Origin of the sequence: Bacillus sp. SN32, from assembly GCF_002837495.1 — a bacterium.
Taxonomy (GTDB): Bacteria; Bacillota; Bacilli; order Bacillales; family Bacillaceae; genus Bacillus; species Bacillus subtilis.
The window spans coordinates 252,413-270,495 of sequence record NZ_PJCT01000001.1; the positions used below are offsets into that span (position 1 = coordinate 252,413).

The following is an 18,083-nucleotide window of genomic DNA, read 5'->3' on the forward strand; positions in this document are numbered from 1 at the left end:
TCACAGCCGCTTAGGCACATACTACAGCAAAAAGGAAAAGGAGGAAAAACAGTGGGACAGCAGCACCAATTCCGGCCCGGACAGAAAGCGCCTAATAACGGTGTCTACGTAGAAATCGGCGAGACAGGGAGCATGGTTAAAAACCCTCAAAAGGTCCATCTGTCAGCAGGGGAAATGTTCCCCGAAACATCAAACCACAACCGGCTGTGGACCTACAAAAGAAAGCCGTGACCACTAAAAAACCCAAAACAATAAATGTTTTGGGTTTTTTGGCTTTTTAATGCTGGCTTGCATTTTTGTTCATAGGCATGATTTCTGCTAAAACCATGATTAAGACATACAGTACAACAGCAATGACAGATGATGTTTTGAAATTATACGTAACGCTGTTCATGCTTGCAACCAAGTAGCATGCCATATGTGATAAAAGGAACGTCCAAATAAAGGCAATAATATATCGCACGTTTCCACCTCGTCCTTCTCATTCTATTCTAAAAGTTATCATACCATACAAAAAGCGAAGGGGGAATCCAATTTTAGCAGAAAGTGAGGTGACAAAAGAGTCTGATTCGTCACACTTTAATGGTAAAATATAAAAAACGTCAATCAGTATAATAGCCAAAAATGTAAAAGGCTAGGACTTTACCTTATTCGTTTCTTTTCTATTTACATAAGATAGCGTGAGATGAAGTGTGAAAGGAGGCGGGCAAGCGATGGGAATAACGGAAAGATACTTTCAACTGGGAACGGAGCATAATGTCATTCATCTGCCCTATCGCCCGAACGGCTTCGGCATCTTTATCTTGGGGGACAGAACCCACTTTGTCGGACATGATTCAAGCTTTTGGCAGCAGCATTACGGCAGAAATCAGCTTCTGAGCATGTTGATGAATGAAGGATATACTCTTTTTAACAGCAATCTGTTCGGAAGGCATTGGGGGGCGGAAAAAGCAGTCACCTATGCCAAACAGCTGATACATTCTGTGCTGAAGCAGGAAATCCTCAATCCGAAGATTCATATTTTAGCAGAAGGCATGGGTGCTCTCGTGGCCGATGAACTGCTTCGTTTTTCCCCGGATCATATCCGCTCAGCCGCAATGTTGAATCCTTGTCTCGATCTTCAGGCACATTATGAATCGGAAAAAGAAAATAAATTTTTCTATAAGCAATTTTTGAAAGAAGTATCGAAAAGCTACGGAATTTCTGAAAAAGAAGCGGAAGCGATTCGTTATAAAACAATTCAAAGCTACCCGAGCGGCGTACCGGTTCATATATGGCAGCGTATGACCGGAGCTCCATATCCCTACAGCGTACATGCGGAAGTTTTCAAGGAAAAACAGCAAAAGCAAGGCTCACCGGTCGACATGACATTTCATTTATTTGAGCATCCAAGCAGAATTTATGCATCAATTTGCAAATTCTTTCATAGTCATGAAAAAGAATTATAGAGAATATAATGACAACAGCCTTCTCTTTTGCGGAGGCTGTTTTGTTTTGGGAAATGAAAAACCGGAAGGGCGGCAGATGCAATGGAATCAACGCTGATTGTAGGTGCGGACGAATTTTTCGGCCTTTCATTATGTGAGCGAATGATGGATGAAGGCATACATGTTGACGTTGTTCTGGCGGAAACAGAAGATAAAATGAGACAAATGTACTTAGAAGAAAGACTCATGTGGCTTGGGAGAAATGAACTCTTTCGCCAGCTTGAACACATTGGAGACCAAAATTATGATACAATTTGTATCCAGTTCGGAAGTTTTTTGCCTTTAGACCAATATGATTCTCCTTATATTTTAGTATATGAAGAAGACCGAAAAGAATGGGATAAACGTGAAAAAACAGGCTCGGAAAAAACCGTGATCCTGCCGAAAATGTACGGGCCATGGAAAGAAGAAACAGAGGAAGACGGCTATTATACAAATGACGTCGCTGACGAGTTGCTGAGATTCCTGTTAGAACCAAGCCGTCATAGCAAAGATCAGCTTTTTGAATTGCAAGTCACAGAGAAAACCTCAAAAGAAGAAGCAAAAACAAAAATTATCGAGTGGAAAAGACAATTTTCATCAATTTTCGACAAATATTAAGAAAAACCTTCCATGTTTCGAGTTTTCTAGATACAATAAACGTATAAAAATAATACATGTTATAGCTTGTCAAAAGGAGTTGAACATGACTTGATCACAAGGCTTGTCATGATCTTTTCTGTCCTCCTTTTATTGAGTGGATGTGGACAAACTCCGTTCAAAGGAAAAATTGAGAAGGTCGGCATGCTCTTTCCTGATACGATTAATGACCTCGTATGGGGCACAAAAGGGTATAAAGGATTACTGAATATACAATCCAAATACAATGTGGACGTCTATTATAAGGAAGGCGTTAAAACAGAAGAAGATATCATAAATGCGATTGAGGATTTTCATAAGAGGGGCGTCAATCTGCTCTACGGTCATGGGAGTGAATATGCTGAGGTGTTTAACTTGGTCGGCGAAGATTATCCAGATATGGAATTCGTCATTTCCAATGCGAAAGCGAAAGCTGATAATGTAACGAGTGTCCATTTTAGCGGGGAAGCAATGGGCTTTTTTGGAGGAATGACTGCTGCCCATATGTCGAAAACGAATCAGGTCGGTGTAATTGCTTCCTTTACGTGGCAGCCTGAGGTGGACGGTTTTATCAAAGGGGCCAAGTATGAAAATCCGGATATAGAGGTAAATACGAAATATACGGATCATTGGGATGATGATACAACAGCAGTAAAGCTTTATCAGAAAATGAAGAACGAAGGCGCGGATGTTGTGTATCCCGCCGGAGACGGGTATAATGTTCCTGTTATTCAGCAAATCAAAAAAGACGGTCTTTATGCCATTGGCTACGTCACAGATCAATCGGATCTGGGCGAGAATACCGTATTAACCAGCACGGTGCAAAATGTGGACAAGGCCTATGAAATCATTGCTGAACAATTTAATAAAGGCACCCTTGAGGGCGGCGATCATTACTACGACCTGAACACGGGAGTCGTTGAGATGGGAACATTCAGCCCGCTCGTCGATAAAGACTTTCAGCAAAGAATCGCCAAGCTGATCAAAACATACAACAAAACAGGCGAGCTGCCAAAAAACGAGTAATGGAGTGACGTCACATGCAGCACGAAAAATCACTTGAATTCTTGCAAATTGCCATGAAATATCTCCCTGAAGCGAAAGAACAGCTTGAGAAATCAGGCATTGAGCTCTCAATGGAGGCCATACAGCCGTTTATGAATCTATTTACAACGGTAATGGCGGAAGCTTATGAGCTTGGCAAGTCTGACGCTAAATCTGAAACAGAATAAGAAGAAGCCACTTTTTTGAAAGTGGCTTTTCACATGATTTTCTTTTTAATAGCGGAGAGCATGGGCGCAAGCTCCTTTAAAGCGGGCTTGATTTGATCAAGAGAGTTCATAATTGAACCGATTTGGTCCATAATATGCATGTAATTAATCGTCTCTTCGTCGTTTGTCTGAGAAACCTGAGAAACCTCCTCTTGCTGTTCCTCCTTCTCTTCTGTTGGTTTTGCTGCATCGCCGAACATCATTCTTGAAAACACATCCAACTGCATACGCCTCCTTTCCATATACCATACTCTATGAGTAAGATGAACTGATAGTTTAGACGAATATATTGCCATGTGAAAAAAAATAGGATAGAATTAGTACCTGATACTAATAATTGATCACAACCTGATTGATCTTCTAAATTTAAGATATAAAGGAGTCTTCCCTTATGAAAGCTGGAATACTTGGTGTTGGACGTTACATTCCTGAGAAGGTTTTAACAAATCATGATCTTGAAAAAATGGTTGAAACTTCTGACGAGTGGATTCGTACAAGAACAGGAATAGAAGAAAGAAGAATCGCAGCAGATGATGTGTTTTCATCACATATGGCTGTTGCAGCAGCGAAAAATGCGCTGGAACAAGCTGAAGTGGCTGCTGAGGATCTGGATATGATCTTGGTTGCAACTGTTACACCTGATCAGTCATTTCCTACGGTCTCTTGTATGATTCAAGAACAGCTCGGCGCGAAGAAAGCGTGTGCTATGGATATCAGCGCGGCTTGTGCGGGCTTCATGTACGGGGTTGTAACCGGTAAACAATTTATTGAATCCGGAACCTACAAGCATGTTCTAGTTGTCGGTGTAGAGAAGCTCTCAAGCATTACCGATTGGGAAGACCGCAATACAGCCGTTCTGTTTGGAGACGGAGCAGGCGCTGCGGTAGTCGGGCCAGTCAGTGATGACAGAGGAATCCTTTCATTTGAACTAGGAGCCGACGGCACAGGCGGTCAGCACTTGTATCTGAATGAAAAACGACATACAATCATGAATGGACGAGAAGTTTTCAAATTTGCAGTCCGTCAAATGGGAGAATCATGCGTAAATGTCATTGAAAAAGCCGGACTTTCAAAAGAGGATGTCGACTTTTTGATTCCGCATCAGGCGAACATCCGTATCATGGAAGCTGCTCGCGAGCGTTTAGAGCTTCCTGTCGAAAAGATGTCTAAAACTGTTCATAAATATGGAAATACTTCTGCCGCATCAATTCCGATCTCTCTTGTAGAAGAATTAGAAGCCGGTAAAATCAAAGACGGCGATGTGGTCGTTATGGTAGGGTTCGGCGGAGGACTAACATGGGGCGCCATTGCAATCCGCTGGGGCCGATAAAAAAAGGTGAGGTGCACACAAGATGACTAAAAAAAGAGTAGTTGTTACAGGACTTGGAGCATTATCTCCACTTGGCAACGACGTCGATACAAGTTGGAATAACGCAATCAACGGTGTGTCCGGAATCGGTCCGATCACTCGTGTTGACGCTGAAGAATATCCGGCAAAAGTTGCCGCTGAATTAAAAGATTTTAATGTTGAAGATTATATGGATAAAAAAGAAGCCAGAAAAATGGACCGCTTTACACAATATGCGGTTGTGGCTGCGAAAATGGCGGTTAAAGACGCAGAGCTTAACATTACCGATGAGATCGCACCGAGAGTCGGTGTTTGGGTAGGCTCCGGTATCGGAGGACTTGAAACACTAGAGTCTCAATTTGAAATCTTCTTAACAAAAGGCCCAAGACGGGTAAGCCCGTTTTTCGTGCCAATGATGATTCCTGACATGGCGACAGGCCAGATTTCTATTGCATTAGGAGCAAAAGGGGTGAACTCTTGTACGGTTACAGCATGTGCTACAGGAACGAACTCCATCGGTGACGCGTTTAAGGTTATTCAGCGCGGTGATGCAGACGTGATGGTCACAGGCGGAACAGAAGCGCCGCTGACAAGAATGTCATTCGCCGGCTTTAGTGCCAACAAAGCGCTGTCTACTAATCCAGATCCGAAAACAGCGAGCCGCCCGTTCGATAAAAACCGTGATGGCTTTGTCATGGGGGAAGGTGCAGGGATTATCGTTCTTGAAGAACTTGAGCATGCCCTGGCCCGCGGCGCTAAAATTTACGGAGAAATTGTCGGCTACGGTTCAACCGGAGACGCTTATCATATCACAGCGCCGGCCCAAGACGGTGAAGGCGGAGCGAGAGCGATGCAAGAAGCCATTAAAGATGCAGGCATTGCACCTGAAGAAATTGATTACATCAATGCTCACGGGACAAGCACATATTACAACGACAAATACGAAACAATGGCGATTAAGACTGTTTTTGGCGAGCATGCGCATAAACTTGCGGTAAGCTCTACAAAATCGATGACAGGCCACCTCTTAGGAGCAGCCGGCGGTATTGAAGCCATTTTCTCTATCCTGGCCATTAAAGAAGGCGTGATTCCGCCGACAATCAATATTCAAACGCCTGACGAAGAATGCGATTTGGATTATGTGCCTGATGAAGCCCGCAGACAGGAACTTAATTATGTTCTCAGCAACTCATTAGGATTCGGCGGACACAACGCAACATTAATCTTTAAGAAATATCAATCATAATCAAGCCAAACCGGCTGCCCTTAAAGGGTAGCCGGTTTTTTTTGTGTGCATAGGATTAAAAGAGGAGGCGATCACATGAGTGTAGAACAAACATATAGCTGGCTCAGGAAGGCTGATTCAATAGATGATTTGGCGCATTACATTATCCCGCTTTTTTCAGGTGCGGAGAAAAAGAACTGGAAGGGCATTCTGGGACACCTTCAGCATCATGGGATGTTTAAAAACATAAAAGAGGGTATTCAGACTGTTTCCAAGCTGAAGGAAAAAGGTTTTTACGGACATATCCAAAAGGAAGAACAGTACCTCAAAAACAAATGGCAAGGTCCTGATGTACCAATTGTCACGCTGCCGGTTGATGAACGAAACAGGAGAATCCGTTTAGAATTCGGATCAAAATCAGGACTCGCCTTTCAAGACAAAATGTTCCTTTTTCTTTCGTCAGATTTAGATTTTGGGTCGGTATCTGCCCTTATGACGCATGAGTATCATCACGTTTGCCGGTTAGGTCATCTGACAAAAGAGGAAAAGGATGTCACATTACTTGATACAATCATCATGGAAGGGCTGGCGGAATATGCTGTTTATGAGAGGTTCGGCCGAAGTCAAACGGCTGAGTGGACGACTTGGTATACACCGGAGCAGCTTCAGGCTTTATATGAAAAAAAGATTGCGCCCCATCGGAATATCAAACGGGATAATCGATTATTTCCCCAGCTGTTATTCGGCAAAGGATATCAGCCAAAAATGCTTGGATACGCAGTTGGATTCAATATTGTAAAAAAATATTTAACCGCCAGCAAGGCAAGCGCCGCAGACGGGCTGTCCATTCCTGCTGAAACCTTTTTGGATGCAATGCTTTAAAAGGATAAAATAATGGAATTTCATTAATAATATTACATTTATCCTAAAAAATTCTTGATTTTGCAAAATGATTGTAATAATATACAACTATAAAATTTTTCGATAATTCAATATTATTTATTATTTCTGAATAAAGGGATTGCTTTCTCTTGAAAACGTTTGACAACAAGAGGGGGGAAAGGGGAGCTAGCATGAGCACACTTTTAGAAGTAAATAATTTAAAGACTTATTTTTTCAGGAAAAAGGAGCCGATCCCTGCGGTTGACGGAGTCGATTTTCACATCAGCAAAGGCGAAACCGTCGCGCTTGTAGGTGAATCGGGCTCCGGAAAAAGCATTACTTCTTTATCAATTATGGGCCTCGTCCAAAGCTCTGGCGGAAAAATCATGGACGGCTCTATTAAACTCGAAGACAAAGACCTCACCTCATTCACTGAAAACGATTATTGCAAAATCCGCGGTAACGAAGTATCCATGATCTTTCAGGAACCAATGACCTCCCTTAATCCGGTGTTAACAATCGGAGAACAAATTACCGAAGTGCTGATTTACCATAAAAACATGAAGAAAAAAGAAGCCCGTCAACGAGCTGTTGAACTCTTGCAGATGGTCGGTTTCTCCCGGTCGGAGCAAATTATGAAGGAGTACCCGCATCGGCTGTCCGGCGGTATGAGACAGAGGGTGATGATTGCCATCGCACTGAGCTGTAATCCTAAACTGCTCATTGCCGATGAACCAACGACAGCGCTGGATGTGACAATACAAGCCCAGGTGCTGGAGCTCATGAAAGATCTCTGTCAGAAGTTCAATACATCGATTCTTCTCATCACACACGACTTAGGTGTCGTGTCTGAGGCTGCCGATAGAGTAATTGTCATGTACTGCGGACAAGTCGTAGAAAACGCTACCGTTGATGACTTATTTTTAGAACCGCTTCATCCGTATACAGAAGGCCTGCTTACGTCAATTCCTGTTATAGATGGAGAGATTGATAAATTAAATGCGATTAAAGGCAGTGTGCCTACACCGGATAATCTGCCGCCGGGATGCCGTTTTGCCCCAAGGTGCCCGAAAGCTATGGATAAGTGCTGGACAAATCAGCCTTCGCTTTTGACACACAAAAGCGGAAGAACGGTGAGATGCTTTTTATATGAGGAAGAGGGTGCCGAACAATCATGACAGCAGCTAATCAAGAAACAATCTTAGAGCTTCGTGACGTAAAAAAATACTTTCCGATCCGGTCAGGCCTTTTTCAAAGAAAAGTCGGTGATGTAAAAGCGGTGGATGGTGTTTCGTTTTCGTTAAAAAAAGGAGAAACACTCGGAATCGTTGGAGAGTCGGGCTGCGGAAAATCGACTGCCGGCAGAACGATGATCAGACTGTACAAACCGACAGAGGGCCAAATTCTTTTTAAAGGGCAGGATATTTCCAATCTGTCAGAGGAGAAGCTGCGGAAGAGTGTCCGCAAAAATATTCAAATGGTTTTCCAAGATCCATTTGCTTCGTTAAACCCGAGAAAGACCCTGCGTTCCATCATAAAGGAGCCGTTTAATACGCACAACATGTATACCATGCGTGAACGAAACGAAAAAGTTGAAGAGCTGCTTGCAAGAGTAGGGCTTCACCCGTCGTTTGCCAGCCGTTATCCCCATGAGTTTTCAGGCGGCCAGCGTCAGCGGATCGGCATTGCCAGAGCACTCACTTTGAATCCAGAGCTGATCATTGCAGATGAGCCGGTTTCCGCACTTGATGTATCCATTCAGGCCCAAGTGATTAACTTGATGGAGGAATTACAGGAAGAATTTAATCTTACGTATCTATTTATCTCTCATGATCTGAGTGTCGTACGCCATATCAGCGACAGAGTCGGAGTAATGTATCTTGGCAAAATGATGGAGCTGACCGGCAAGCATGAGCTTTATGACAACCCGCTTCACCCATATACCCAAGCGCTTTTATCCTCCGTTCCGGTTACAAGAAAAAGAGGATCTGTCAAACGTGAACGCATTGTCCTGAAGGGAGAACTGCCTAGTCCGGCCAACCCGCCAAAAGGCTGCGTATTCCACACAAGATGTCCTGTTGCAAAACCAATATGCAAGGAACAAATACCAGAATTTAAAGAAGCTGCTCCCAGCCACTTTGTGGCTTGTCACCTTTATAGCTAATGTTGCCCGCACAGCTTTGAGAGGGGGTATGCACACTACATAAACAACAGCTGAGAAGAACGAACATTTCAAGAGGGGGAATATCTAATGAAAAGACGGAAAACCGCACTGATGATGCTAAGTGTATTGATGGTTCTGGCCATCTTTTTATCAGCCTGCTCGGGATCAAAATCGAGCAACAGCAGCGAGAAAAAATCAGCAGGCAAACCGCAGCAAGGCGGGGATTTGGTTGTTGGTTCTACTGGGGAGCCAACGTTGTTTAATCCACTCTATTCTACAGACGTTTCCAGTTCAGATATTGAAGGGATGATCTATAGTACATTATTAGAAACGGATGAAAAACTAAATGTGAAACCTGCTTTAGCTGAGAAAGTAACGGAATCCAAAGATGGCCTGACTTATGATGTCAAAATTAGAAAAGGTGTAAAATTCCATGATGGAAAAGAACTTACAGCCGATGACGTTGTTTTCACTTATAGCATCCCTTTAAACAAGGACTATAATGGTGAACGCGGTTCTGGTTTTGAATCACTAAAATCTGTTACAAAAAAAGGTGATTATGAAGTTGAATTTAAATTAAAGAAAAAGGATGCGTATTTTTACAATGTTGTTTTAGACAGTTACGGTATTCTGCCTAAACACATTTTAGGGAAAGTGCCAGTTGCAGATTTAGGAGAAAATGAATTTAACAGGAAAAATCCAATTGGTTCGGGTCCATTCAAGTTTGTTGAATGGAAGAAGGGCGATTATGTAAAACTTGAAGCAAATGATGACTATTATGGCGGAAGACCGTATTTAGATACAGTGACAGTTAAGACGATTCCTGATTCTAATGCAGCTGTTGCTCAATTAAAAGCTGGAGATATTGACTTCTTTGTTGTACCAGGCACAGACTTTGAGACAGTTAAAACATTTGATAATGTGCAAGTTAAATCAGATCTTGGTTTGAACTACAGCTATATTGGATGGAATGAAAAGAACGAATTATTTAAAGATAAAAAAGTCCGCCAAGCTCTTACGCATGCACTTGATCGAAAAGCAATGGTAGATCAGGTGTTAAACGGTGATGGTAAAGTTGCAAATGTTCCTGAAAGTCCGCTTTCTTGGAACTATCCAAAAGGTGATGTACCTACATTTGATTACAATCCTAAAAAGGCTAAAAAGCTCTTGGAAGAAGCAGGATGGAAAGATACAGATGGAGACGGTTACCTTGATAAGGACGGACAGAAATTTTCATTTACCATTAAAACTAACCAGGGTAATAAGATTCGGGAGGATTTAGCAGTTGTTGTTCAGCAGCAACTTAAAGAAGTAGGAATTGAAGCAAAACCGCAAATTGTAGAATTTAGTGCTCTTATTGAACAAACAAGCGCACCGAATTGGGATTATGATGCACTACTGCTCGGTTGGAGTTTGGCTACATTCCCAGATCAATTTTCGATTTTCCACTCCAGTCAATCTAAGAACGGATTAAACAACATATGGTATAAGAATCCTAAAGTCGATAAACTTTTAGAAGAAGCTAAGTCTATTACAGATAGAAAAGAATATCAGAAAAAATATGAAGAAATCTATAAATTGATTGCTGAGGATCAGCCTTATTCATTCCTGTTTTATTACAATTATCATAGGGCAATCCCGACAAACATGAATGGGTATGTATTCCATCCGAAAAATGACTTATATCATATTGAAAAATGGTGGCTTGAACAATAATAATTAAATCCCTAGAGAGGGGAGGATCAAGCAAGCATCCTTTCCTCTTTATCCTATTTTAGAAAAGGGGACAAGAATATGGTTACATATATTGTTCGTCGAACATTAATGTCTCTGCCAATTCTTTTGGGCATTACAATTTTATCATTTGCGATAATGAAAGCGGCGCCAGGTGATCCGATGTCACTTATGATGGATCCGACAATCAGCCAAGCTGACAGAGCGAAATTTATTGAGAAGTACGGGCTCAATGATCCAGAACCTGTTCAATACTTAAAATGGCTAGGAAATATGCTCCAAGGCGACTTTGGGACATCTATTGTAAAAAAGGGGACACCAGTTTCCGATCTAATCCTTTCACGTTTACCGAATACTCTGGTGCTTATGGTTTTTTCAACTCTTGTTGCTCTTCTGATTTCAATTCCTTTCGGTGTTCTTTCTGCAAAACGCCCTTATTCTAAGCTTGACTATGGTATAACTGTCACGTCATTTTTAGGGCTGGCAATACCAAATTTCTGGTTCGGATTAATTCTTATAATGGTTCTTTCCGTAAATCTCGGCTGGTTTCCTACGGGAGGTGTCGGCACTTTAAACGCTGACTTTAACATTTTTGACAGGCTCCATCATTTAATTTTGCCTGCATTTGTTTTAGCAACTGCGGATATGGCAGGTATTACTCGTTATACAAGATCAAGTATGCTTGATGTATTAAAGCAAGATTATATAAGAACAGCTCGAGCCAAAGGATTTAAAGAAAATAAAGTTATTTTCAAACATGGATTGAGAAATGGCCTTCTGCCTGTTATTACAATTTTCGGATTGATGATCCCTTCATTTATTGGCGGTGCTGTAGTAGTTGAACAGATTTTTACTTGGCCGGGATTAGGGAAGTTATTTATTGATTCGGCATTCTCTCGAGATTATCCGGTTATTATGGCCATGACTGTAATTTCTGCTGTTTTGGTTGTACTGGGGAACTTGATTGCAGATATTTTGTATGCATTAGTTGATCCGAGAATTGAATATTAAAAGGGGGAGACACATATGGCACATCCAAACACTGCGGCTCCCTCTAATGAGGTAAAGCTAAAAGAAAATATTAGAAAAAAACCAGAAACAATGACTAGGATCTTTTTTGAGAAATTTTTCAAAAATAAGCTTGCTGTTGTTGGGGGTATCATATTAACAGTTATTATTTTAATGGCAGTCTTTGCCCCTTTTATTGCGCCTTACTCACCTGAGAGTCAATCACTTTTAAATAAACTGAAGCCGCCAAGCCCTAAAAATCTAATGGGAACGGATAAGTTTGGGCGAGATATATTTACAAGGGTGTTATATGGAGCTCGTGTGTCTTTATTAGTCGGTTTTGCTTCAGTAATTGGTGCGATTACTATAGGTACGGTTGTTGGAGCTGTAGCAGGGTACTTTAAAGGAATAGTAGACGCTGTATTAATGAGGGCTGTCGACGTAGTCTTATCTATTCCTGATATTTTTCTGCTTATTACCTTGGTTACAATTTTTCAACCCGGAATGGATAAGTTAATTTTGATTTTTTCTTTGACGGGTTGGACTACAACAGCGAGACTAGTCAGAGGTGAGTTTTTATCTCTAAGGTCAAGGGAATTTGTATTGGCTGCTAAAACAATAGGCACAAAAAATCACAAAATTATTTTTTCGCATATATTACCGAATTGTATTGGACCAATTATTGTCTCCGCTACTCTAAAAGTAGGGAGTGTCATTCTAGCTGAATCAACGCTAAGCTATTTGGGTTTCGGTATCCAGCCGCCAATCGCTAGCTGGGGAAACATGCTTCAGGATGCTCAAAACTTTACATTAATGATTCAAGCATGGTGGTACCCGTTATTTCCCGGGCTATTTATTTTAATGACCGTTTTATGCTTCAACTTTGTCGGTGATGGCCTGCGGGATGCGCTTGACCCGAAAAATATTAAATAAAAATGAATATCATATCTGTGATAAAATATCACCAAATCAGAAAAAAAGCAGGTCTCCTTTTGTTAGAAAATATACAAAGAGATCTGCTTTTTGTGATTCTTACATAAACCCAGTGATTCCAGATTTCCTCAATCTCTTTGGAATAATTTCTCTGTCCCTTGCCTATACTGTGGACAACAGTTTTTATAAAAGTGAGGGGTTAGAGATGTTATTTCTTCATGATGTGTGGGTCAATTGGTTTGAAGGGGAAGAAAATGGCTACAATGTATGCCACTTTCACGAATGGCGCAAGGAAGATACGGTTGAGCTTTTGGATCAGGTGCCGCTGTTAAGGGTGCCGTCAGTACTGTTTCATTACATAGAAAACGATTTGTCAGAGCTTCCGAAAGGTTTGCTTGAAGACGTACATCAGAAATCGTACATTCGGAAAAATCATGAGCGGACAAAGCTTGAGTATTGTTTTGTCGTAACAGACGGAATCGGCATTTTAGCTGTCGACACGATCGGCTATACAATCCCTGTCAGAAAAAGCCGTCTGATCCCAAGACAAGAGCAGCTCGTTTATGAAATGGTAAAAGATGTAGAGCCTGAAACATATGAATTTGAGCCAAAGAAGCTGGAATCCTCCAAGGAATATCACATCTTATCATTAGCACCAGAACATGTCAGAGGACTGACAAGAAAAGAACGGCAAATCAAGCAGCTGATGTTTATGGCGCTTGACCAATTGAAAGGGCTGAAAAACCGGGCGGAAATCGGCTACTGGTACACAGAGTGGAATCCGCATATGTATGAACAAATCAAAAGGATGAGCTTTGAAGAGATTTGGGACATGCTGTATAACGAAACAATTGAAGGCTGGTCGGACAAGCACCTAGCTTTTTGCGAAAACCTAATAAAAGGACAGCCTTTTTTCGAAAAGCTATGGGAAATGGAAAACGAATCAAAGGTAAACTGAAAAAAAACCGCTCTTTGCAAAGAGCGGTTTTTTGATCAGCGTCTTTTTCTTCCAAGACCCATGGCATTCTCCATTTTTTTCAGCATTTTGTTTGCTGTCCGGTTCGCCCGTTCCGCGCCTTCATCAAGAATCCGGTCTAATTCTTCAGATTCTATCAGCTCATAATAGCGGTCCTGGATCGGTTTTAATTCGTTCACCACGACTTCTGCCAAATCACCTTTAAACTCGCCGTAGCCTTTTCCTTCGTACTTTGCTTCAAGCTCTTCAATTGTCGTATTGCCGAGGATTGAATAAATTGTAAGAAGGTTAGAAACGCCCGGTTTGTTTTCCTTGTCAAATTTCACAATGCCTTCAGAATCTGTCACAGCGCTTTTGATTTTCTTTTCAAGAAGCTTCGGTTCATCCAGCAGGGTAATATAAGCTTTCTGATTTGGATCAGATTTGCTCATTTTCTTCAGCGGATCATTCAGAGACATGATGCGTGCACCGACTTTTGGAATTTTCACTTCCGGAATCGTAAAGATGTCGTTGTATTTTTTGTTGAAGCGTTCTGCAAGATTCCGCGTCAGTTCAAGGTGCTGCTTTTGATCCTCGCCGACAGGTACAAGATCCGTTCCGTACAGCAGAATATCAGCGGCCATCAGCGGCGGATACGTTAACAGGCCGGAGACGACAGCTTCATTGCCTTTGGATTTGTCCTTAAATTGAGTCATCCGCTCAAGCTCGCCGATATAGGCGACACACTGCATCATCCATCCGGCCTGCGCATGCGCGGGGACCTCGGACTGAATAAACAATGTTGCTTTTTCTGGATCAAGTCCGACAGCTAAGTAAAGCGCCGCGAGATTGCGGATATTCTTTCTGAGCTCAAGCCGGTCTTGAGGAACAGTTATCGCATGCTGATCGACGATGCAAAAATAGCTGTTATAATCATGCTGCAGTTCGACAAACTGCTTCATTGCACCGATATAGTTGCCGAGCGTCACTGAGCCGCTTGGCTGAATGCCTGAAAAAATCGTTTGTTTCATGAAAACATCAACCTCATTTCTTAAAACATAATAAAAAAGGCTCATTCTTCCCCTATAAAAAAGGGACGAATGAACCGTGGTACCACCCTGATTATTCCATTAAAATGAAATCACTCTGACGTTTGTAACGGAGACTGCTCCGGCTGAGCCTACTTTTTTCCAGTTCGGTCAGCTGCTCCAAAGTCCATTCCACATTGCCCGTTATCTGCTCTCAGCACCGCAGACTCTCTTCAAACAGGTGAAATGTGTACTACTCTTTTTCATAGCAAGCTTTTCTTTTGATTGCTTCATTATAAATCAATTATAACCAATTGTCATCATGAAAAAACATTCTTTTTTCCAGTAAAATTGTAATAATATAAATAACACGAGTGCTGTAAAATCCTTAAATGATAACTGCTATCAGCGTAAAAACAGGCAGATATTATATGTAAAAAGCAATATGGGCAGAAAACACATGAAAAAGTTTTTAATCAATTTATGCTTTAAATGGTAGAAGGATATTATGTTCATGGAAGAAAAACTAACGAAGTTTAAATATTTTAAATTGATAAAATAATATTGCAATAAATTATTTGTTTCATTATAATGAACTTGTTCACTCTATTGTTACAGCTTTTTTACAAAAATAATCAGAAAAGACGGAACAGAATAAAAGTTGTGGAAACTCAGGTTCATTTGTCTGATATTTCTGAGGATTTAGCCGTAAGGAGCTGAAAATTATTATTAGGGGGTTTGCGAATATGAAAAAACGTTGGTCGATTGTCACGTTGATGCTCATTTTCACTCTCGTGCTGAGCGCGTGCGGCTTTGGCGGCAGCGGATCAAACGGTGAGGGGAAAAAGGACAGTAAAGGAAAGACGACACTTAACATTAATATTAAAACTGAGCCGTTTTCCTTACATCCGGGATTGGCAAATGATTCAGTATCAGGCGGTGTCATCCGTCAGACTTTTGAAGGATTGACACGTATCAATGCAGATGGTGAGCCTGAAGAAGGCATGGCTTCTAAAATTGAAACGAGCAAGGACGGAAAGACATATACATTTACCATTCGTGATGGTGTGAAATGGTCTAATGGAGACCCTGTAACAGCACAAGATTTTGAATATGCTTGGAAATGGGCGCTTGATCCTAATAACGAATCGCAATACGCTTACCAGCTCTACTACATAAAAGGTGCTGAAGCGGCGAATACCGGCAAAGGCAGCCTAGATGATGTGGCAGTAAAAGCTGTGAATGACAAAACGCTGAAGGTTGAATTAAATAACCCGACTCCATATTTCACTGAATTAACTGCGTTCTATACGTATATGCCGATCAACAAGAAAATTGCAGAGAAAAATAAAAAGTGGAATACAAATGCCGGAGATGATTATGTATCAAACGGGCCGTTCAAAATGACGGCATGGAAACACAGCGGCTCTATTACTCTCGAAAAAAATGACCAGTATTGGGATAAAGACAAAGTCAAACTGAAGAAAATTGATATGGTTATGATCAACAATAACAATACGGAACTGAAAAAATTCCAAGCTGGCGAACTTGATTGGGCCGGTATGCCGCTCGGACAGCTTCCGACAGAATCCCTGCCGACCCTGAAAAAAGACGGTTCTTTACATGTTGAGCCGATTGCAGGTGTGTATTGGTACAAATTCAACACTGAAGCTAAGCCATTAGACAACGTAAATATCCGTAAAGCTTTAACATATTCGCTTGACCGTCAGTCGATTGTTAAAAACGTTACGCAAGGAGAGCAAATCCCGGCAATGGCTGCAGTGCCGCCTACAATGAAGGGATTTGAGGATAACAAAGAAGGATACTTCAAAGACAATGATGTCAAAACAGCAAAAGAATACCTTGATAAAGGCCTAAAAGAAATGGGCTTAAGCAAGGCATCTGATTTGCCAAAAATCAAATTGTCTTACAACACTGATGACGCACACGCGAAAATCGCTCAAGCAGTACAAGAAATGTGGAAGAAAAATTTAGGCGTTGATGTTGAGCTTGATAACTCAGAGTGGAATGTCTATATTGATAAGCTCCACAGCCAAGATTATCAAATCGGCCGTATGGGCTGGCTCGGCGACTTCAATGATCCTATCAACTTCCTTGAATTGTTCCGTGACAAAAACGGAGGAAATAACGATACAGGCTGGGAAAATCCAGAATTCAAAAAGCTTCTGAATCAGTCACAAACTGAAACAGATAAAACAAAACGTGCAGAGCTGCTGAAAAAAGCAGAAGGTATTTTCATTGATGAAATGCCGGTTGCCCCAATCTATTTCTATACTGATACTTGGGTACAGGATGAAAACCTAAAAGGTGTTATCATGCCAGGTACTGGTGAGGTTTATTTCAGAAACGCATATTTTAAATAAGGCTACGTCTGAAAATAAAAGACCTCAAGGTATATGGGGAGAAAAGCCCCATATACCTTTCTTACTGATGGAGTATAAAAATGTAAAAACCATGGAGGTGTTCCCCCTTGCTAAAATATATCGGAAGACGCTTAGTCTATATGATTATCACACTATTTGTGATTGTAACTGTGACATTCTTCTTAATGCAAGCAGCACCGGGCGGGCCATTTTCAGGTGAGAAAAAGCTTCCGCCTGAAATTGAAGCAAATTTAAATGCGCATTATGGCTTGGACAAGCCGCTGTTTGTACAATATGTCAGTTATTTGAAATCAGTTGCAATGTGGGATTTCGGACCGTCATTTAAATATAAAGGTCAGAGTGTTAACGACCTGATCAGTTCAGGTTTCCCCGTTTCATTTACTCTTGGAGCAGAAGCTATTCTCCTCGCTTTAGCGTTAGGTGTATTGTTTGGGGTCATTGCAGCCCTTTACCATAATAAGTGGCAGGATTATACCGTCGCGATTTTAACGATATTTGGTATTTCGGTTCCGAGCTTTATCATGGCGGCTGTTCTGCAATATGTGTTCTCCATGAAGCTTGGGCTATTTCCGGTCGCGGGGTGGGATTCCTGGGCATACACCTTTTTGCCTTCAATCGCACTTGCTTCCATGCCGATGGCGTTTATTGCCAGACTTTCCCGTTCAAGCATGATCGAAGTGTTAAACAGTGATTATATCCGCACAGCGAAAGCGAAAGGGCTGTCCCGCCCAGCGGTTACAGTGCGGCACGCCATTCGAAACGCGCTTTTGCCGGTTGTTACATATATGGGCCCGATGGCCGCACAGGTCTTAACGGGGAGCTTCATTATTGAAACCATTTTTGGGATCCCGGGGCTTGGTGCACACTTCGTCAACAGTATTACAAACCGTGATTATACGGTCATTATGGGTGTAACGGTGTTTTTCAGTGTCATCTTGCTATTGTGTGTATTAATCGTAGATGTGTTATACGGCATTATTGATCCAAGAATCAAGCTTTCCAAAGCAAAGAAAGGAGCCTAGGCC

The 18,083-nt window shown here is 41.6% G+C and carries 19 protein-coding genes and 1 other annotated feature; of the genes, 16 read left to right on the forward strand and 3 right to left on the reverse strand.

From position 1 onward, the window contains the following. Window positions 1-51: 51 nt before the first annotated feature. Window positions 52-231: a YjzC family protein gene (locus CW370_RS01375; protein WP_003245356.1), complete on the forward strand. Its 180-nt coding sequence runs from the start codon at window positions 52-54 to the stop codon at window positions 229-231. Between the two features lie 46 nt (window positions 232-277). Here the strand turns inward: CW370_RS01375 and CW370_RS01380 are convergent, their stop codons facing one another. After that, on the reverse strand, window positions 278-463 hold the full coding sequence (locus tag CW370_RS01380) for a YjzD family protein (RefSeq protein ID WP_003245236.1): 186 nt from the start codon (window positions 461-463) through the stop codon (window positions 278-280). A gap of 250 nt (window positions 464-713) precedes the next feature. Between CW370_RS01380 and CW370_RS01385 the strand changes: the two genes are divergently transcribed. From CW370_RS01385 to comZ, 4 genes are all read left to right on the forward strand, one after another. Then, on the forward strand, window positions 714-1,448 hold the full coding sequence (locus CW370_RS01385; RefSeq protein ID WP_003245223.1) for a hypothetical protein: 735 nt from the start codon (window positions 714-716) through the stop codon (window positions 1,446-1,448). An 81-nt stretch (window positions 1,449-1,529) separates the two neighbouring features. After that, window positions 1,530-2,087 (forward strand): hypothetical protein, encoded by a 558-nt coding sequence (locus tag CW370_RS01390; RefSeq protein ID WP_003232974.1) that lies wholly within the window; start codon window positions 1,530-1,532, stop codon window positions 2,085-2,087. A gap of 90 nt (window positions 2,088-2,177) precedes the next feature. Next, the gene (gene med / locus CW370_RS01395) at window positions 2,178-3,131 is read left to right on the forward strand and encodes a transcriptional regulator Med (protein ID WP_014476425.1); all 954 of its coding nucleotides are present in this window, start codon (window positions 2,178-2,180) and stop codon (window positions 3,129-3,131) included. A gap of 14 nt (window positions 3,132-3,145) precedes the next feature. Then, complete coding sequence (comZ, locus tag CW370_RS01400) at window positions 3,146-3,337, forward strand: ComG operon transcriptional repressor ComZ (RefSeq protein WP_003224559.1); 192 nt, start codon at window positions 3,146-3,148, stop codon at window positions 3,335-3,337. Window positions 3,338-3,366: 29 nt separating this feature from the next. Here the strand turns inward: comZ and yjzB are convergent, their stop codons facing one another. Next, entirely contained in the window at window positions 3,367-3,603 is a 237-nt protein-coding gene (gene yjzB / locus CW370_RS01405) for a spore coat protein YjzB (RefSeq protein ID WP_015383342.1), read from the reverse strand. A 164-nt stretch (window positions 3,604-3,767) separates the two neighbouring features. Between yjzB and fabH the strand changes: the two genes are divergently transcribed. From fabH to CW370_RS01450, 9 genes are all read left to right on the forward strand, one after another. Further along, entirely contained in the window at window positions 3,768-4,706 is a 939-nt protein-coding gene (gene fabH, locus CW370_RS01410; RefSeq protein ID WP_003232971.1) for a beta-ketoacyl-ACP synthase III, read from the forward strand. A gap of 22 nt (window positions 4,707-4,728) precedes the next feature. Beyond that, window positions 4,729-5,970 (forward strand): beta-ketoacyl-ACP synthase II, encoded by a 1,242-nt coding sequence (fabF, locus tag CW370_RS01415; RefSeq protein WP_024573256.1) that lies wholly within the window; start codon window positions 4,729-4,731, stop codon window positions 5,968-5,970. Between the two features lie 75 nt (window positions 5,971-6,045). Beyond that, window positions 6,046-6,831, forward strand: a complete 786-nt coding sequence (locus CW370_RS01420) for a DUF2268 domain-containing protein (protein ID WP_024573257.1) — start codon at window positions 6,046-6,048, stop codon at window positions 6,829-6,831. 191 nt (window positions 6,832-7,022) lie between these two features. Beyond that, entirely contained in the window at window positions 7,023-8,009 is a 987-nt protein-coding gene (gene appD / locus CW370_RS01425; protein WP_024573258.1) for an oligopeptide ABC transporter ATP-binding protein AppD, read from the forward strand. Then, entirely contained in the window at window positions 8,006-8,995 is a 990-nt protein-coding gene (appF, locus tag CW370_RS01430) for an oligopeptide ABC transporter ATP-binding protein AppF (protein WP_014476428.1), read from the forward strand. The genes appD and appF overlap by 4 nt, the downstream gene beginning before the upstream one ends. Before the next feature lie 87 nt (window positions 8,996-9,082). Continuing rightward, the gene (locus CW370_RS01435; RefSeq protein WP_024573259.1) at window positions 9,083-10,711 is read left to right on the forward strand and encodes a peptide-binding protein; all 1,629 of its coding nucleotides are present in this window, start codon (window positions 9,083-9,085) and stop codon (window positions 10,709-10,711) included. A gap of 78 nt (window positions 10,712-10,789) precedes the next feature. After that, on the forward strand, window positions 10,790-11,740 hold the full coding sequence (locus tag CW370_RS01440; protein WP_015252362.1) for an ABC transporter permease: 951 nt from the start codon (window positions 10,790-10,792) through the stop codon (window positions 11,738-11,740). 15 nt (window positions 11,741-11,755) lie between these two features. Next, window positions 11,756-12,670, forward strand: coding sequence for an oligopeptide ABC transporter permease (opp4C, locus tag CW370_RS01445; RefSeq protein WP_015383348.1), 915 nt, complete (start codon window positions 11,756-11,758; stop codon window positions 12,668-12,670). A gap of 205 nt (window positions 12,671-12,875) precedes the next feature. Further along, window positions 12,876-13,628 carry a YjbA family protein gene (locus CW370_RS01450; RefSeq protein WP_003239298.1) on the forward strand — a complete coding sequence of 251 codons (753 nt, stop codon included), beginning with the start codon at window positions 12,876-12,878 and terminating at the stop codon, window positions 13,626-13,628. 35 nt (window positions 13,629-13,663) lie between these two features. On the opposite strand, the gene trpS is transcribed toward CW370_RS01450, so the two are convergent. Further along, window positions 13,664-14,656, reverse strand: coding sequence for a tryptophan--tRNA ligase (gene trpS / locus CW370_RS01455; protein ID WP_024572740.1), 993 nt, complete (start codon window positions 14,654-14,656; stop codon window positions 13,664-13,666). A 58-nt stretch (window positions 14,657-14,714) separates the two neighbouring features. Continuing rightward, window positions 14,715-14,929, reverse strand: a binding site (T-box leader). Window positions 14,930-15,399: 470 nt separating this feature from the next. Between trpS and oppA the strand changes: the two genes are divergently transcribed. Continuing rightward, window positions 15,400-17,037 (forward strand): oligopeptide ABC transporter substrate-binding protein OppA, encoded by a 1,638-nt coding sequence (gene oppA, locus CW370_RS01460; protein WP_015252360.1) that lies wholly within the window; start codon window positions 15,400-15,402, stop codon window positions 17,035-17,037. Between the two features lie 107 nt (window positions 17,038-17,144). After that, entirely contained in the window at window positions 17,145-18,080 is a 936-nt protein-coding gene (gene oppB, locus CW370_RS01465) for an oligopeptide ABC transporter permease OppB (RefSeq protein WP_003245554.1), read from the forward strand. Window positions 18,081-18,083 lie beyond the last annotated feature (3 nt).

Bases quoted from the DNA above. Each gene is read 5' to 3' on its own strand.
- yjzB (WP_015383342.1), bottom strand. From the start codon at position 3,603: ATGCAGTTGGATGTGTTTTCAAGAATGATGTTCGGCGATGCAGCAAAA.
- CW370_RS01385 (WP_003245223.1), top strand. From the start codon at position 714: ATGGGAATAACGGAAAGATACTTTCAACTGGGAACGGAGCATAATGTC.
- trpS (WP_024572740.1), bottom strand. From the start codon at position 14,656: ATGAAACAAACGATTTTTTCAGGCATTCAGCCAAGCGGCTCAGTGACG.
- CW370_RS01390 (WP_003232974.1), top strand. From the start codon at position 1,530: ATGGAATCAACGCTGATTGTAGGTGCGGACGAATTTTTCGGCCTTTCA.
- CW370_RS01450 (WP_003239298.1), top strand. From the start codon at position 12,876: ATGTTATTTCTTCATGATGTGTGGGTCAATTGGTTTGAAGGGGAAGAA.
- opp4C (WP_015383348.1), top strand. From the start codon at position 11,756: ATGGCACATCCAAACACTGCGGCTCCCTCTAATGAGGTAAAGCTAAAA.
- CW370_RS01420 (WP_024573257.1), top strand. From the start codon at position 6,046: ATGAGTGTAGAACAAACATATAGCTGGCTCAGGAAGGCTGATTCAATA.
- CW370_RS01435 (WP_024573259.1), top strand. From the start codon at position 9,083: ATGAAAAGACGGAAAACCGCACTGATGATGCTAAGTGTATTGATGGTT.
- appD (WP_024573258.1), top strand. From the start codon at position 7,023: ATGAGCACACTTTTAGAAGTAAATAATTTAAAGACTTATTTTTTCAGG.
- oppA (WP_015252360.1), top strand. From the start codon at position 15,400: ATGAAAAAACGTTGGTCGATTGTCACGTTGATGCTCATTTTCACTCTC.
- appF (WP_014476428.1), top strand. From the start codon at position 8,006: ATGACAGCAGCTAATCAAGAAACAATCTTAGAGCTTCGTGACGTAAAA.
- fabH (WP_003232971.1), top strand. From the start codon at position 3,768: ATGAAAGCTGGAATACTTGGTGTTGGACGTTACATTCCTGAGAAGGTT.
- CW370_RS01440 (WP_015252362.1), top strand. From the start codon at position 10,790: ATGGTTACATATATTGTTCGTCGAACATTAATGTCTCTGCCAATTCTT.
- fabF (WP_024573256.1), top strand. From the start codon at position 4,729: ATGACTAAAAAAAGAGTAGTTGTTACAGGACTTGGAGCATTATCTCCA.
- comZ (WP_003224559.1), top strand. From the start codon at position 3,146: ATGCAGCACGAAAAATCACTTGAATTCTTGCAAATTGCCATGAAATAT.